The organism is Ruminococcus difficilis (assembly GCF_016680995.1).
Genome location: NZ_JAEQMG010000201.1, coordinates 1 through 16,004, shown reverse-complemented (window position 1 = coordinate 16,004; position 16,004 = coordinate 1). Strand labels below are relative to the sequence as shown.

Here is a 16,004-nt window from a genome sequence, read left to right as displayed (position 1 = left end):
GCTGACGCTTCTTTTATGCTTTCTTGATCCGCTTTTCTGTAAACAGTCTGAAATACTTTTGGATGCAGTACAGCAGAAATGCCGCCGTGCAGAAGCCTATCGCGTAAATGAGGAAGAATACAGGGTAGGGAACTGCCGGATAGATCTGCTCCAGAATCACCAGAGTACAAGGATAGTTGGGGCCGATGAAGAACATATTGAACAGCTCATCGGTAATACAAGGCGCCGCAATATTCATCAAAAGGGCGATGATGATCATGATCAGGAATACGATACATCCGTGCAAAAAGACGCTCAATTGCATCTTTTTTTCTCGCAATAATCTGCCCCCGAGCCAAATGCCGAACACGATCATCATGCCGTGATGTACCATTGTTTGGATGTTGATCCCGATATAGGATGAGAAAACGTCATCTGTATAAATATAGACCGCAAGTCCGGCAAACAGTGAGAAGGTCGAAAGGAACATTCGCACCGCGTCGCGTATCTTCTCATGATGTGATAACGCGGCGATCGGTAGGAGGTACAGCGGTGACGAACAAAATTGGAACGGAAAGGAATACCATGCGTAATCCCATGTCACCGTTTCCGAAAAATCGACAGAATAGAGCAGCTGCTTATAGATCTCCAGTATCAGCATGACGATCCATCCGAACAACAGGATCTTTCTTTCTGTTTTTTCGTCAACCTTACCGAATCGCAGACAAAGGATCACAGTTGATGCGATCACAATCATGATACAGAACCAGTGAAATACTCCGTATCCCTGTGGGGTTTCCATTCTGCCGCCCAACCAGTATAAGGCGGATTCAAACCAATTCATGATACACCTCCTTTACGAACCAATCTTAGCATAAGCGCTGTTTGTTGTCAAAAAATGTCGATAGTATGATAAGGATGAGCAGGTTAATCTACTACTGTATACACACGATTCCTATTGGTGTGACACGGTAAAAAAGTTGTTTGTTTGCACTTGTCATAATGTTCTCTATCATCTTGACAAGCCGACATATTTAGGATAGAATATACAGGCAGATCTGCGCCAATAGCTCAGTTGGATAGAGCGTTCGCCTCCTAAGCGAAAGGTCGGGGGTTCGAATCCCTTTTGGCGCGCCATATGCGGTAAGGCACACTCGCGAGTGATACGCCTTACCGTTTTTTACAGAACAGCGAGCCAAAAGGGATTCGAAGGCGACTGTGTCTCGTCGTCACTCGCCGTACGCGGTAGGCGTATCCCGTAGGTACGCCTTGACCTTGTGTGGCGGTTCCTCCTCTCCCCATAACGCAGGCGTTATGGGGACCCCGATTGATCGCAGACAAAAATGATTCAGTGAATCATTTTTACGGAGAGAGCAGATGAGGCTTTCGATCCCCGCAACGGCAACAAGCGACAGACCTTTATCCATATGGCGGAACGCCCTTTTGGCGCGCCATATGCGGTAAGGCACACTCGCGAGTGATACGCCTTACCGTTTTTTACAGAACAGCATTAATTGGTATAATGCCATTTGAGTCGATTATGAAGAAAGAATTTGTCAAAGGAATGCGGCACGGTATTCCGATCATGCTGGGCTATCTCAGCGTATCGTTCGGATTCGGCGTGTTGTGCATCCAACAGAATTTATCCATATTGGCGGCGGTCGGGATCTCAGTCACCAATCTGACCTCAGCGGGTCAGGTGGCGGGAGTCGAGATCATTGCCGCGGGCGGATCATTGCTCGAGATGGTCTTGTGTCAGCTGGTCATCAACCTGCGGTATTCGCTGATGAGCTTGAGCCTGTCGCAAAAGCTCGATCCATCGTTCAACATCATGCACCGTCTTTTTGTCGGATTCGGTGTGACCGATGAGATCTTTGCCGTTGCGTCATCACAGACGGAGCCCCTCAAGCCGTCCTATATGTACGGCCTGATCCTCACGCCGTTTCTCGGATGGAGCACGGGTACATTGATCGGCGCGATCGCGGGCGATATCATGCCCCCGATGGTGACGGCTGCATTGTCGCTGATGCTGTACGGCATGTTTATCGCGATCATCCTGCCTCCCGCCAAAAAGGATCGCAAGGTATTGTTTGTGGTATTGATTGCGGCGGCGCTGAGCGTCGTCATCCGCTTTTGCCTGCCGATGATCTCCAGCGGCTTTTCGGTGATCATCTGCGCGTTGGTCGCGTCCATCGTCGGCGCGTTGTTCTTCCCTGTATCCGATCGGGAGAGAGGGGAGGATAACACATGAGTATCGTTGCCTATATCGCCGTGATGGCGATCACCACCTATCTGATCCGTGTCGTTCCGTTTGTCGCGATCCGGGGAAAGATCAAGTCCCGATTCATCAATTCGGTGCTCTACTACATTCCGTACGCCGTATTGTCGGCGATGACCTTTCCGGCGATCTTCTTTGCGACAGGCGACGTTATCTCCTCGTCCGTCGGAACGGCGGCAGCACTGTTGATGGCGTTCTTTGATTTGCCGCTGATCGTGGTGGCGTTATCGTCATCAGCCGCAGCATTGATCACCTCACTGATCATGAACGCATTACATTGATCTTCAGCCCCGAGTACAGCGAATCGCATCTTCTGACTGCGATTTGCCGATGCTCGGGGCTTTTCGCATATTTTTCCACGCATTTACGCAAGATATTGTTACAATCTTGCTATTGAATAATCCTGTCATATATGCTACAATTAGAAAGATTAAAAAGGAAAGTATGTATTTTTATGATTGACCGTTTTTACTATGCGGCAATATAAAAAACATGAGCAAGATTATGGTAGATAAGAAAAGCAAGCTGATCGTGATCGACGGGCTGGACGGCTCGGGCAAAGCGACCCAAAGCAGGCTGCTCTGTGAGCGGCTGTGCGAGATGGGGTACAAGGCGCGTACCATCAGCTTCCCCGATTATGACAACGATTCATCCGCCTTGGTCAAAATGTACCTCGGCGGAAAACTCGGCAGTAGTCCCGATGACGTCAACGCCTATGCCGCGTCGACGTTCTACGCGGTCGACCGTGTCGCGTCCTACATCAACACGTGGCGCAAGGATTGTGAAACCTACGACTACATCATCGCCGATCGCTACACCACCTCGAATATCATCCATCAAATGGCGAAGGTGCCGGAAAATGAGCGTGACAGCTATATCGACTGGCTGTTTGATTTTGAGTACAACCGTCTGGAACTGCCCGCGCCGGATCAGGTGATCTTTCTCGATGTGGATCCCGCGATCAGCCAAAAACTGATCTACGGCAGATACGGCGGCGATGAAAGCAAGAAGGATATCCATGAAAGCGATGTTGCTTATCTGCTGCGCTGCCGCAGCTCCGCTGTGTACGCGATCGAGCATCTTGACTGGGCGCGGATCGACTGTACCCATGACGGCAAAATGAGAACGATCGAAGAAATCAACGATGATATCATATCTCTGGTTTTGAACGGAGATACTAATCGATAAGAGGCTTCCTTTAGAAAGAAGTCACCCTAACATGTTAGGAGGATTATGATGTTTTACTGTTTTTTAGCCGACGGATTTGAAGAGATAGAAGCGTTAGCGACCATCGATATCCTGCGCCGCGCCGATATCCCGGTCACGACGGTCGGCGTTGACGCGGATGTGATCTGCGGCGCTCACGATATCTGTGTGACTGCCGATATGCAGATCAGTGAATTTGACTTTGACGAAGATGCTTTGGGTATCATCCTGCCGGGCGGTATGCCGGGCGTCAAGAATCTCTATGCCGATGAAACTGTCAGAAACGCTGTTTCCTACTGCCAATCCCGCAAGCTCTATCTCTGCGCGATCTGTGCCGCTCCGTCTATCTTAGGGCGTATGGGCGTATTGGAAGGCAAGAAAGCGACCTGTTTCCCCGGATTTGAGGAGGAGCTCAAGGGCGCTGAGGTGACCGGTGAAAAGGTGGTCGTCGACGGCAATATCATCACCGCCAAGGGCGCCGGATGCGCGCTTGATTTCGGCTTTGCCATCGTATCACAGGTTCAGAGTAAAGAGGACGCCGATCGCATCGCTTCCTCGATGCAGTGCTGATATGGCGGCAAGTAAACCCGCGTCGGCGGATAAGCCGTATCTCAGGGATTTCTTCATCGAGCAACGCAAGGCTCTGTGCGAGGATATGGAGCGCAAAAACGCGCTGGATCTTGAGATCCAGACCCGCCTGCTGATCACGCCGGAGTACCGTGCCGCGGATACGATCCTGCTGTATATGGCGCGACCGACCGAGATCGCGACCTCCCTGATCATCCATGCCGCGTTTGCCAATCATAAGAAGGTGGCGCTGCCGGTATGTCGGGAGCAGGGGCACATGATCTTTCGCCGTATCGATTCACTGAACGATGTAGCGCCCGGACGGTTCGGGATACTGGAGCCCACGGCGCAGTGCGAAGAGATCACGCCCGATGAACATACCCTGTGCGTATGTCCCGCGCTTTGCTGTGATATGCGCGGTTATCGCCTCGGCTTCGGCGGCGGCTATTACGACCGCTATCTTGCTGATTTTCCGGGAGTGAAGGCGGCGCTGTGTTATGCCGACAGCATGATCCCGAAGATCGGGGAAGAACCATTTGATATCAAAATGGATGTTATCCTGACGGATAGCTTTACACGATATATGAAGTGATTTGATTCACAGATTGGAGCAAGCATTATGAGTGAGAATTCACGAAATAATATACCTGAGGATTCTATCGAAGCGACTCGTCGCAAGAAGATGGAAGAATTCCGTCGTTCCGCGGATCGCAACGCGATCAGAGGCGATTACAGCGACGATCAGGGCGGATATCCCGACGAGCCTGTACAGGATGATCCGTACAGCGAGGAGCCGTCGTCACGTCGCCGCAGAAGGAATCGTGAGATCAACTCCTACTCGGATAACGACACAAAGAAGAAGATCGAACGTGAATCGAAAAAGGCGCTCAAACAGCAGAAAAAGGAAGAGAAGAAGCTCGAAAAGTCTAAGGCAAAGCGCAACCGCCGCATCTTCAAGCTCGTATGGATCGCGATGATCGCGCTGGTCGGCATCGTTCTTTCTCAGTTTTTGCTGGTAGGCGTCAATGATTTGTTGGCGATCTCCCGTGACGACAATCCGACCAAGGTCATGATCCATGTGCCCGCCGATCCGACAATGGATGAAATCGCCACGCTGCTTTATGATGCGAACGTCATCAACGAGCCCGGCTTCTTCAAACTCTACGCGACCTTCACATCTTCCGAAAAGGGCTTCAGACAGGGGGATTTCGAGATCGAGACCGATAAGGACTATGAGGCGATCATCAACTTCTTGCAAAGCAATGTCAACCGTACCGACATCGTCAAGATGCAGATCACGGAAGGTATGAATCTGTTAGAGATCGTTGAGGCGCTCCATGAAAAGGGCGTCGTCACAGATGAACAGGAATTCCTGAATCTTTGCAACAGCGATTATTTTGACGCGGACTTCACCTTCCTGAAGGAGATCAAGAACAAGGATGATCGTTATTATAAGCTCGAGGGTTATCTGTTCCCCGATACCTATGAGTTCTATGTCGGCGAGGATCCCAAGTCCGTTATCAGCAAATTCCTCAACAACTATGATAATAAGATCGTGCTCCATAAGGAGAAGTATTTCGGCAACAGCAAGAAGACCACTTTGGTGGAAGAGGCTGCCGAGACCGGTTATTCCTTTGATGAGATCCTGACCATCGCCTCTATCATCCAGGCAGAGGCGGCTTCGCGTGACGATATGTACGAAATCTCCGCGATCTTACATAACCGTCTGAAGTATGGTCACGACAGCGGCGTATCCAAGCTCAACTGTGATAGTACCTTCTATTATCCTTATCGTAAGGCGGAGGATGTGCCCGAGAGCATCAAGTCCTCCTTCAAGTCCAAGTATAATACGGACGAGATCGACGGCTTGCCCGCAGGCCCGATCTGTAACCCCGGTATCGAGGCGATCAAGGCGGCGATCAAGCCGAATGAGAGCGACAACCTCTATTTCTGCCACGATAAGGAAGAAAACGGTTCCACGCCGTACTACGCAAAGACGATCGAACAGCATGAGGCGAATCTGCGCGCGATCGAGAACGGCACCACTAATACCTATAACGAATATAACTACGGCTATGATAATTACTACTACTATGATTATAGCTACGGTTATGACAATGGATATTCCGCTTACGGACAGAATCAGCAGGCGCAGTATCCCGACCAGCAGCTTCCCGCTCAGGGTCAAGTACAAACATATGAGTAAACCGGAGGTATTGTCACCTGCCGGTGATATCGAGAGTTTTGACACGGCGTTACGCTTCAAAGCGGACGCCGTGTATCTCGCGGGAAAGAGTTTCGGTATGCGTACCGCTTCAAAGAATTTTTCTTTTGAAGAACTAAAAACATCCTGTGAGAAAGCACACGCGTTAAAGAAAAGGGTCTATCTAACCTGTAATACATTGCCGCGTAACGCCGATCTGCCGCATATGCCGGCGTTTTTACAGCAGGCAGCTGATTGCGGTGTGGACGCATTCATCATCGCCGATCTCGGCGTATTCGAGATGGCGAAGCGCTACGCGCCTCATGTGGAACGCCATATCTCTACGCAGGGCGGTATCATCAATTATGAATCCGCATTGGCGTGGTACAACCTCGGCGCGAAACGCGTCGTGCTGGCGCGTGAAATGCGCCTTGATGAGATCGCCGAGCTGCGCGCGAAGATCCCGGATGAGCTGGAGATCGAATGCTTCGTTCACGGCGCGATGTGCGTGTCCTTTTCCGGAAGATGCCTGATCTCGTCCTTTATGACCGGTCGTGACGCGAACCGCGGCGACTGCGCGCAGCCCTGCCGATGGAAGTATCATCTCTATGAAGAGAATCGCGAGGGGCAGTTCTTTCCTGTAGAAGAGGATGACAAGGGCACGTATCTGTATAATTCGCGCGATCTGTGCATGATCGAGCATATCCCCGAACTGGTTCAGGCGGGCGTCAACAGCCTTAAGATCGAGGGCAGGGCAAAGACCTACTACTATACCGGCGTGACGACCAACGCTTACCGCCACGCGGTCGACGAGTATTGGGATCACCGCGAGGATCCGGATTATCATGTCAGTCCGTGGATCGTCGAGGAGCTGGAGAAGATCAGTCACCGCGCTTATTCCACCGGCTTTTTCTTCGGTGAGCCGGGGCAGGAAACGGTCAACGGAGGCTATATCCGCCGCTATAACGCCGTAGCGGTGTGCGAAGAGGGCAGTAATGAGGACAATGTTTGCGTCATCACCCAGCGCAATAAATTCCTCGTCGGTGACACGCTCGACATCCTGCCGCCCGACGGCTTTTCTTATGAAGTGAAATGTCTGAGCCTTAGAAACGAGGAAGGGGAAGAGGTGCCCTCCGCGCCGCATCCCATGCAAAGACTGTCGATGACTACCGACCGCGAAATCCCCGCGGGCTCCGTCATCCGTAAACGTAATTGATAAACGATCTGTTCAGAAAGGAGTTGATGTCGTGTATTGTCAGCATTGTATGGCGAAGCTGCCTGACGGCGCCGCTATGTGCGAGCATTGTCATCATACTCCCACAGTCAACGCCGCGCCTCACCGACTTGCGGCGGGTACGATACTGAATGGACGATATCTGATCGGCGACGTGATCGGTGAGGGTGGATTTGGCATCACTTACATCGGACTGGACGTCAATCTTGAGATGAAGGTCGCTGTCAAGGAATTCTATCCCCACGGATATGCGAACCGCAACAACGGCGTCACAAACGATGTAACGCTTGTCACTACCAAGGAGCTTTCGTACTTTGATAACGCAAAGGAGCGCTTTCTTTCAGAGGCAAAGAGCATCGCAAAATTCTCCGATGAGCCGGCTATCGTTGATGTCAGAGATTATTTTACGGAGAATAAAACTGCCTATATCGTGATGGAATACATTGACGGCATCACACTGGCGGCACATATCAAGCGATACGGTGTTTTCAGCGCCGATGAGCTGTTCCGACGGATGGAGCCGCTGATGAAGGCGCTGGAACGGATGCACCGTGAAAATGTCATCCACCGTGATATCTCTCCCGACAATATCATGATCGATACGGACGGTTCCTTTAAGCTGATGGATTTCGGTTCCGCGCGCTATTTTGCGGGTGAGAACAAGCGAACGATGTCCGTCGTTTTAAAACCCGGCTACGCGCCTTTTGAGCAGTACAGCGCCGAAGGGGATCAGGGCCCATGGACGGATGTTTACGGCTTATGCGCTACGATGTATAAGTGCGTCACCGGTGTGACTCCGCCCGACGTGATGTCTCGCTGTCAGCAAGATAAGCTGCAGCCTCCCTCTGTGCTGGGCGTTGCGATCACACCGCCGCAGGAGGACGCGATCATGATGGGGCTGCGGGTTTATCCGAAGGATCGACTGCAAAACATCGAAGCGATGCTTTGCATCCTTACCGAAAACAGCGCAAACGCGGCGATGTATGGCGCCGCGGGGATGAATACCGTGCTCGCGGATGACAGGATGAATGAGATCTCATCTCGTCGAAGCTATCAAGACGGGTTCAGTCGTCCGCCGGTGTCGCAGAATCCGCCTGTCCGAAAGAATCATACCGGTGTGATGATCGCGGTGATCCTTATCATTACCTTGTTGATCATCGGAGGAGTAGTTGCGTTCTTCATTGTGCGCGGCAATTCTAAAGAAACTGATACGTCAACAGAAGCGACGGTTACCGAAAACAGCAAAGTGACGGTTCCCGATGTGAGCGGCAAGAAGCTGTCAGACGCGCAGTCTGAGCTGGAAAAGCTTGGATTAACGGTCGAAACGACCTATGAGTCGAGTGATTCCGTCGCCAAGGATTATGTGATCCGACAGAGTGTAGAAGCGGACAGAGTGTTGAGTGCCGGTGATACCGTGATGCTCTACGTATCCAAGGGAGCGGAGGAAACAGAAGCGCCCGCCGCTGCTCCAAAGCCGGCATCCGCGCCCGAGAAGAGTTTGGATGTAGATAACGAGGTAGGGAAGATCCGCTCACTTTATTATGCTACTCAGGACGATCCCGGTGATGAGTTTGAGAGTCTCGGCGTTACCTACTACTATAAGAACGGCGAAGTGACCAAGGCGGTTTGTCCTTCGGGCTATAATGACTGGAACTATACACGTTGGTATTTCTACTCGAACGGTAAGCTTTACTTTGCTTTTGTATTTAACGGAACCGAGGAACATCGTCTGTACTTTGTCAACGACACATTGATCCGTTATATCGACGCTAACGGCAAAACGATGGATTACGGCAGCATTAACTGTCCGTTTGAATCACGTGTTAAAACCGAGGCGTACAGCCTATCGGGATTGGACGGTCCGCCGGCATCGAACGGCAACAGCGTTCCGTATCTGGTCAGGATCTTTCCTGTGACCAAGGTCTATGATTCGCCGAGCAGTGACGCGGGTGTTGCCATGACACTGGATGAAGAGAATGTCTATACGATCGTCGAAGAAAAGGTTGCCGACGGTATCCGATGGGGAAGGCTTAAATCGGGCGCCGGCTGGTTGAATCTCGACGAAGTTTATAATAACGGCGGACATGTGACAAATTAATCAAAAAACCTGTTTCCCTAACCGCTTTGGGTTTGAGAAACAGGTTTCTTTTTTTTATATTATGATATGTTGCGGGGCAAAGTGCCGTGCGGATTATTATCCGCTCAGTGATGATGTGCTGACGGGGAAATCGAAGTAGGTGTAGGGATAAGGCTCGCTGTTCAAGCTGAAATGCCACCATTCCGTACTCAGCGGGGCAAATCCGTTGCCTACCATCGCGTTTCTCAGCGTCATGCGGTTCTCATATTGCTGTGATGAGATTCCTGTATAATCGGGGTGGGAGAGAGAGCCGAAATAATCAAAGGAGCCGCCCATATCCACTTCTTCGCCGGTACTGAGATCGACCAGTGTCAGATCGATGGTGGAGCCTCTGCTGTGACCGGAATATGAGGCGATATAGCCGTTGCTGAACAGAAGGGATTTGTCCAGATCGGGATAGAATTCACTTTTCATCCTTTGATCGTCATAATCGTTTGACCATGATACAAAGTGATTGACGGCGGATTGCGGACGGTAAGCGTCAAAGATCTTGACGGTATAGCCCTGCTCTTTGAGGTCGTTGTTCGCTCCGATCAGCGCCGCGGCAGCTTCTTTCGTCATCAGGGCGATCTCTTCCTCATAGCCGTTGATCTTTTCTCCGACAAAGTTGTGAGAGGTCGCGTAGCGGATCTCTGTCTGTGCTTCGGGGATCACATCCTTGATGTTGACAAAGCCGCTCGCGTCATAGCTGTTGTTCGGGTCGGAGCTGCCCAGACTGAGCACTTCCTCTGCGCTCATAGAGTCAGCCGCTTGGGTAGGCGCCGTGTAAGTGATCGCGGTGCTGTCCGCTTGTGAAGCTGTTTGAGCTTGCGCGGTGGAGTCGACGGAACCTGTGCTTTCAGACGGTGCAGGTGCGATGCTTTCATCCTGTGTCGCACTGACGGAATCTGGCGTTGCCGGATCAGTGGGTTCAGGTGGATCGTTCTTTTTGCACGAGGTGAGCGTGATCATCATCACGAAGATGATCAATAAACACAAAGCCCTTGTGATATGCTGTTTCATTTGACGTCTGTACCCTCCTTAGGGACTTGTTTCCGAGATGTATGTGATACAGGTGTCATCACATTCTTTTCCTTTTTCGATTGAAAGAATGGTGATCTTGACCGATGATGTGGTGACGCTGTTGAAAGAAATATGCTGGCTGTCTTTGCGGTTGCTGACGCTCTTCACACTCAGCGACTTTGTAACGCTGTTACCGTTGGAAAACTCGATCCTGATTTTTGTGACCTTTGAATTTGCCTTATACTGCTCTTCGCTGCCCGCGTAACCGTTGACGATGTCAAGACCGTTGATCTTTTTCGATTCTCCGAAATCCAGCTTGATCCATTCACCCACGCCGCTGCCTTCCTTCGGGCACCAGCAGGTGCCGTCGTTTGACAGAACGTTGGAGGGATGATAATTGTGCCCTGCCTGATCTCCCAGTACATCGCTGGCGGATGCGGTCGTTTGTGGGGTCGCCCTGACCGGAGCGGGCGGCTCGGTAGGCGTCGTCTTTTTCGGCTGCGGAGCAGGAGCAGGATCGGGAGCGGAATCATCGGAATCCTCCTGGCTATCATTTGCGGTGGTTTCGACTACGGTTATGATCTCGGTCGCGGTCGTGATCGTTTCATCCTTGGGCTGAGTATCATACTTCATGAACAGGTAGATGACCGTACCCGCGATCAGTGATACACACAAAAACACCGTGACGGCGATGATGATAGGCGTTTTGCCGGAATTCTTGTTTTGATTTTGCTGACTTTGCCGGGGATCGTTGTAGGGCGGTTGATAGCCCGGGGAGGGATCACGATATCTGTTGTCATACCCGTAGGGATCGGGCTGTCCGGTGTACCGGTTATAAGAATATCCGCCGGTGTTGCGGTGAACGGACTGCGGATCGACTTCTTGGCGATTAAAGTTGCCCCGGTTATTGATCGCGTTATCAAAGTCTTGCATGAACGTGGTGCTGCTGTTGGCGATCATCGTCTGATTCAGCCGATGATAGTAATCGGCGCTTTCGACTTGGATGTTTTCATTCGCCAATGCTTTTTCCATTAAATAGGAAAGCTCCTGCATGCTTTTGCAGCGATCGTTCTTGAACACCGCCAAGCCGTACATCAGGGTGACCTGCATCGGTTCGGGGATCTGTATCCCTAACTCGGAGGGCGGGATCAGCGTATCCTGTTTGATCCTGTCGACCGCGTCTACGGGGATCTTGCCGGTGATGCATTTGTACATCGTGGCACACAGTCCGTATACGTCTGTCCACGGTCCCTGATCGCCGTTTTTGCTGTACTGTTCTTCGGGCGCGTAACCCTGCTTGACGACGACGGACATTTCTTTTTGCGCGTTGCTGAAATACCGCGCCGAACCAAAGTCGGTCAGCTTTAATGTGCCATCGGTCAGATACATGATGTTATCCGGAGAGATATCGCGGTGGATGATCCCTTCCTCGTGCATTTTTTGCAGGGAGTAGGTGATGGGAAGCATCAGCTGAAAGATCGTCTCCGGCTTAAAAATACCGTTTTGGCGCAGATAAGCCGACAGATTGATGCCGTCCAGGTATTCCATGACGATATACGCCGTACCGTTTTCTTCAAAATACTCTCTGACGTCGACAATACCCGAAACATTGGTCAGCTTGGCAATCTTTCTGGCTTCCTCCAAAAAGTTCTGCAAGCCTTTTTTGAAGAAGGAAACCTGATTGTCGGTGGTTGCCGATACCAGCTGACTGACGTTGTTGTTGCGGTTGACATAGCCGTTGGGAAAGTATTCCTTGACGGCGACGCGTCTGTCCAGCGTCAGATCTCTGCCGATATAGGTGATGCCGAAGCCGCCTTCACCGATACAGTTGCCGACCAGTATTTTTTTGTTGAGGACGGTACCGGGCTTTAGCCGATACACAACTGAGTCGGCGACATTCTCTTTATTACAGTACGGACAATAACTGCCGTCGATCTCATTCATACATGAATAACAATAGTTTGACATTCAACACACCCTGTTTCCGATAATAGATTTGTGCAATATCCGTAAGTGAAATCTTCTTTTATTAATATAGCATACTTATAGGATATAAGCAAGCGTCCCGCTCTTCATTTGTGCCGAAATATCCGAGTATTCATGAATATCGGTATTGACAACGGCGGAGAATAGCGATATAATACATTTCGGCTGAGATGGGACGAGCGTATATGCTCCCGTTCAGAGAAGGGTCGGTCGGTGCGAGACCCCGCGGGAAGTATCCGCAGCCACCCCGGAGCCTCCGCGTGAAAGCGCGGCGTCACTCTGCGTTAAAGAGAACTGAGTGGTCGTATCATCGATACGGCAATTTGGGTGGTACCGCAGGTCAGCCTGTCCCATTTTCGGGATAGGCTTTTAATTTTGGTGAATGGCGGGCGTTGCCCGCACCCGATTCCTATGATTTACCATATCAACTTTTTAAAGTGAGGTTATGACAATGCAGTATATGGGTTTGAATGAACTCCGAGAAAAATTCCTGTCCTTTATGGAGAGCAAGGGTCATCTTCGCCTTCCGAGCTTTCCGCTGATCCCGAAGGACGATAACTCCCTTCTTCTGATCAACTCCGGTATGGCGCCGATGAAGAAGTATTTTACCGGTGAGATCACACCGCCGAGAAGCCGTGTGACCACCTGTCAGAAGTGTATCCGCACGCCCGATATCGAGCGCGTCGGTATCACCGCGCGTCACGGCACCTATTTTGAGATGCTGGGCAACTTCTCCTTCGGCGATTACTTCAAGCATGAGGCGACCGCGTGGGCATGGGAGTTCTTCACCAAGGAGCTCGAGATGCCTGTCGACAAGCTCTATGTTTCGATCTATCAGGACGATGACGAAGCGTATGACATCTGGACAAAGGAAGTCGGCGTCGATCCCTCTCATATGGTTCGTATGGGCAAGGAGGACAACTTCTGGGAGCACGGCTCCGGTCCCTGCGGCCCCTGCTCCGAGATCTACTTTGACCGCGGCGACGAAAAGGGCTGCGGCAAGCCCGATTGCCATGTCGGCTGTGAGTGCGACCGCTTTGTCGAGGTCTGGAACCTCGTATTCTCTCAGTTTGAGTCCGACGGTAAGGGCAACTATACCGAGATGGCGAAGAAGAATATCGATACCGGTATGGGTCTGGAGCGCCTTGCCTGTGTGATGCAGGGCGTCGATAACCTGTTCCTCGTCGATACCGTTCAGAATATCATGAAGCACATCTCTCAGGTCGTGGGCGTGAACTACGGCGAGGATGACAAGAAGGATATCTCCCTGCGCGTCATCACCGACCATATCCGTTCCACTACCTTTATGATCGCAGACGGCGTTATGCCTTCCAACGAAGGCAGAGGCTATGTCCTGCGCCGACTGCTCCGCAGAGCGGCACGCCACGGCAGACTTTTGGGCAGAACCGAGCCCTTCCTGTATCAGATCTGTGATACCGTGATCAAGGAGAATGCCTCCGCTTATCCCGAATTAGTCGAGAAGAAGGATTATATCATCAAGCTCATCCAGGTCGAGGAAGAGAACTTTGCCAAGACCATCGACGCGGGTCTCGCGATGCTCAGAGAGATCATCGAGAACAAGGATGTCGATATCCTCACCGGTGAGGACGCCTTCAAGCTCAATGATACCTTTGGCTTCCCGATCGATCTGACCCGTGAGATCCTCTCCGAAAGAGGCATCAAGGTCGACGTTGAGCGCTTCCATGAGTTGATGCTGCTGCAAAAGCAGCGTTCCCGCAAGGCGCGCAAGAATGCCGGCGCGGACGCGTGGGACAGCGATTCGATCGATTTCAACGATCTTTCCGCGACTGAGTTTGTCGGCTACACCGATTATCAGTGTGAAGCCAAGGTCGTCGCGATCGCCAAGGACGGCGAGCGTGTTGACCGCGCGCAGGAGGGTGAGAACGTCATCGTCGCACTCGACCGCACTCCGTTCTATGCGGAGAGCGGCGGTCAGGTCGGCGATTCCGGCGAGATCAAAGCGGGCAACTGCATGATCGAGGTCGATGACGTCAAGAAGGATCCTACAGGCGTATTTATGCACATGTGTGTCGTTGACACCGGTACGATCGCGGTAGGGGACACCGTCACCGCGAAAATCGATATTGAACGCCGTCTGGATATCATGCGTAATCATACCGCGGCACATCTGCTGCAGGCGGCACTGCGCGAGGTGCTCGGCACCCACGTACAGCAGGCGGGTCAGCTGGTCGATGAAGATGTTGTTCGCTTCGACTTTACTCATTTCTCCGCGATGACTGCCGAAGAATTGCTGGCGGTCGAAAAGCGTGTGAACGAGATCATTCTCGCGGGCATCCCCGTCACCTGTACCGAGATGTCGATCGATGAGGCGAAAAAGAAGGGAGCGATGGCGCTCTTCGGCGAGAAATACGGCGATATCGTGCGTGTCGTAGAGGTCAGCGATTTCAGCAAGGAATTCTGCGGCGGTACCCATGTCGATAACAGCGCGAAGGTCGGTATGTTCAAGATCAAGCAGGAAGGCTCCGTAGCGGCGGGCGTCCGCAGGATCGAGGCTGTCACCGGTCATAACTTTATCAAATATCTGAACAATGCTATCCTGATGATCAGTCAGGCGGCGTCCACGCTCCATGTCAACAACCCGTTTGAGCTGGTACAGGGCGCCGCGCGTATGATGGTCAGGATCAAAGAGATGGAAAAGCAGATCGAGGAGCTGCAGAATGAGATTGCGAAGGATCAGACCGGCGCGATCCTCGATAATGCCGAGGAAGTTCAGGGCACCAAGGTCATCACCGCAATGCTCAACGGCGCTCCTGCCGATGCGCTGCGCAAGACCTGCGAGAATATCGAAGAGGCTGTCGATGACGCGGTTGCTGTTCTGGCGTCCGTCACGGACGGCAAGCTGATATTTGCCTGCGTTTGTACCAAGAACGCGATCGCAAAAGGTCTCAAGGCGGGCAATATCGTGCGTGAGGTCGCGCGGATCGCCGGCGGTAACGGCGGCGGCAAGCCCAACATCGCGATGGCGGGCGGTAAGGATCTTACCAAAGCCGATGAAGCGCTCTATGCCGTTAAGGACATCGTAGAAAAGGCATTAGGTTGATTCAACCTCATATAATTGTATATACACAAGAATCCCGCAGGTGTGACAAAACACCTGCGGGATTTTAACGTGTATGGTGCGGTGACTGCAATTGATCGAGCAATTGCGAGAGACCACAATTAATCATGATTCAGTCTTCAGTTTTGATATAGAGATAACAATAAACCCCCGAGTTTCCTCGGGGGTCGTTTGCTGTTGATTAAACCGCTCTTGTTACCTTACCTGAACGTAAGCAACGGGTGCAAGCGTGTACTCTTTTAGGAGTGCCGTCAACAATAGCCTTTACTCTCTGAACGTTAGGCTTGAAGGTTCTGTTGGAACGTCTGTGTG

Annotated in this window: 13 protein-coding genes and 1 tRNA gene; 10 read left to right on the top strand and 4 right to left on the bottom strand. The window is 51.6% G+C overall.

Features of this window, described 5'->3' with window-relative positions; all coding sequences use genetic code 11:
* Nucleotides 1-13 precede the first annotated feature (13 nt).
* On the bottom strand, nucleotides 14-823 hold the full coding sequence (locus tag JKK62_RS17170) for a TMEM164 family acyltransferase (protein WP_186833511.1): 810 nt from the start codon (nucleotides 821-823) through the stop codon (nucleotides 14-16).
* Nucleotides 824-1,039: 216 nt separating this feature from the next.
* On the opposite strand from JKK62_RS17170, the gene JKK62_RS17165 reads away from it, so the two are divergent.
* The 9 genes from JKK62_RS17165 to JKK62_RS17125 all read left to right on the top strand — a co-directional run bounded on the left by JKK62_RS17165 (nucleotide 1,040) and on the right by JKK62_RS17125 (nucleotide 9,565).
* A tRNA-Arg gene (locus tag JKK62_RS17165) sits at nucleotides 1,040-1,116 on the top strand.
* Between the two features lie 403 nt (nucleotides 1,117-1,519).
* Nucleotides 1,520-2,230, top strand: coding sequence for an AzlC family ABC transporter permease (locus JKK62_RS17160; protein WP_186833510.1), 711 nt, complete (start codon nucleotides 1,520-1,522; stop codon nucleotides 2,228-2,230).
* On the top strand, nucleotides 2,227-2,538 hold the full coding sequence (locus tag JKK62_RS17155) for an AzlD domain-containing protein (protein ID WP_186833509.1): 312 nt from the start codon (nucleotides 2,227-2,229) through the stop codon (nucleotides 2,536-2,538). The genes JKK62_RS17160 and JKK62_RS17155 overlap by 4 nt, the downstream gene beginning before the upstream one ends.
* Before the next feature lie 223 nt (nucleotides 2,539-2,761).
* Nucleotides 2,762-3,445: a dTMP kinase gene (locus tag JKK62_RS17150; RefSeq protein WP_186833508.1), complete on the top strand. Its 684-nt coding sequence runs from the start codon at nucleotides 2,762-2,764 to the stop codon at nucleotides 3,443-3,445.
* A 45-nt stretch (nucleotides 3,446-3,490) separates the two neighbouring features.
* Entirely contained in the window at nucleotides 3,491-4,033 is a 543-nt protein-coding gene (locus JKK62_RS17145) for a DJ-1 family glyoxalase III (protein ID WP_366503368.1), read from the top strand.
* Nucleotide 4,034: 1 nt separating this feature from the next.
* The gene (locus tag JKK62_RS17140) at nucleotides 4,035-4,622 is read left to right on the top strand and encodes a 5-formyltetrahydrofolate cyclo-ligase (protein WP_186833507.1); all 588 of its coding nucleotides are present in this window, start codon (nucleotides 4,035-4,037) and stop codon (nucleotides 4,620-4,622) included.
* A gap of 27 nt (nucleotides 4,623-4,649) precedes the next feature.
* Complete coding sequence (mltG, locus tag JKK62_RS17135; RefSeq protein ID WP_186833506.1) at nucleotides 4,650-6,236, top strand: endolytic transglycosylase MltG; 1,587 nt, start codon at nucleotides 4,650-4,652, stop codon at nucleotides 6,234-6,236.
* A complete protein-coding gene (locus JKK62_RS17130; RefSeq protein ID WP_186833505.1) occupies nucleotides 6,229-7,449 on the top strand; it encodes a peptidase U32 family protein in 1,221 nt (406 codons plus the stop codon). The genes mltG and JKK62_RS17130 overlap by 8 nt, the downstream gene beginning before the upstream one ends.
* Nucleotides 7,450-7,498: 49 nt before the next feature.
* Nucleotides 7,499-9,565, top strand: coding sequence for a protein kinase domain-containing protein (locus JKK62_RS17125; RefSeq protein WP_201428977.1), 2,067 nt, complete (start codon nucleotides 7,499-7,501; stop codon nucleotides 9,563-9,565).
* A 96-nt stretch (nucleotides 9,566-9,661) separates the two neighbouring features.
* Here the strand turns inward: JKK62_RS17125 and JKK62_RS17120 are convergent, their stop codons facing one another.
* Both JKK62_RS17120 and JKK62_RS17115 read right to left on the bottom strand, forming a co-directional pair.
* Nucleotides 9,662-10,606: a M15 family metallopeptidase gene (locus JKK62_RS17120; RefSeq protein WP_243411908.1), complete on the bottom strand. Its 945-nt coding sequence runs from the start codon at nucleotides 10,604-10,606 to the stop codon at nucleotides 9,662-9,664.
* An 18-nt stretch (nucleotides 10,607-10,624) separates the two neighbouring features.
* On the bottom strand, nucleotides 10,625-12,574 hold the full coding sequence (locus JKK62_RS17115; protein ID WP_186833503.1) for a protein kinase domain-containing protein: 1,950 nt from the start codon (nucleotides 12,572-12,574) through the stop codon (nucleotides 10,625-10,627).
* A 469-nt stretch (nucleotides 12,575-13,043) separates the two neighbouring features.
* Between JKK62_RS17115 and alaS the strand changes: the two genes are divergently transcribed.
* Nucleotides 13,044-15,674 (top strand): alanine--tRNA ligase, encoded by a 2,631-nt coding sequence (gene alaS / locus JKK62_RS17110; RefSeq protein ID WP_186833548.1) that lies wholly within the window; start codon nucleotides 13,044-13,046, stop codon nucleotides 15,672-15,674.
* Between the two features lie 199 nt (nucleotides 15,675-15,873).
* Here the strand turns inward: alaS and JKK62_RS17105 are convergent.
* Nucleotides 15,874-16,004: large ribosomal subunit protein bL28 (locus JKK62_RS17105; RefSeq protein ID WP_201428976.1), on the bottom strand; the 131-nt coding region annotated here is incomplete at its 5' end.

What these genes read in the sequence shown, in the direction of transcription:
- JKK62_RS17170 (WP_186833511.1), bottom strand. Translation starts at nt 823, where the DNA reads ATGAATTGGTTTGAATCCGCCTTATACTGGTTGGGCGGCAGAATGGAA.
- JKK62_RS17160 (WP_186833510.1), top strand. Translation starts at nt 1,520, where the DNA reads ATGAAGAAAGAATTTGTCAAAGGAATGCGGCACGGTATTCCGATCATG.
- JKK62_RS17155 (WP_186833509.1), top strand. Translation starts at nt 2,227, where the DNA reads ATGAGTATCGTTGCCTATATCGCCGTGATGGCGATCACCACCTATCTG.
- JKK62_RS17150 (WP_186833508.1), top strand. Translation starts at nt 2,762, where the DNA reads ATGGTAGATAAGAAAAGCAAGCTGATCGTGATCGACGGGCTGGACGGC.
- JKK62_RS17145 (WP_366503368.1), top strand. Translation starts at nt 3,491, where the DNA reads ATGATGTTTTACTGTTTTTTAGCCGACGGATTTGAAGAGATAGAAGCG.
- JKK62_RS17140 (WP_186833507.1), top strand. Translation starts at nt 4,035, where the DNA reads ATGGCGGCAAGTAAACCCGCGTCGGCGGATAAGCCGTATCTCAGGGAT.
- mltG (WP_186833506.1), top strand. Translation starts at nt 4,650, where the DNA reads ATGAGTGAGAATTCACGAAATAATATACCTGAGGATTCTATCGAAGCG.
- JKK62_RS17130 (WP_186833505.1), top strand. Translation starts at nt 6,229, where the DNA reads ATGAGTAAACCGGAGGTATTGTCACCTGCCGGTGATATCGAGAGTTTT.
- JKK62_RS17125 (WP_201428977.1), top strand. Translation starts at nt 7,499, where the DNA reads ATGGCGAAGCTGCCTGACGGCGCCGCTATGTGCGAGCATTGTCATCAT.
- JKK62_RS17120 (WP_243411908.1), bottom strand. Translation starts at nt 10,606, where the DNA reads ATGAAACAGCATATCACAAGGGCTTTGTGTTTATTGATCATCTTCGTG.
- JKK62_RS17115 (WP_186833503.1), bottom strand. Translation starts at nt 12,574, where the DNA reads ATGTCAAACTATTGTTATTCATGTATGAATGAGATCGACGGCAGTTAT.
- alaS (WP_186833548.1), top strand. Translation starts at nt 13,044, where the DNA reads ATGCAGTATATGGGTTTGAATGAACTCCGAGAAAAATTCCTGTCCTTT.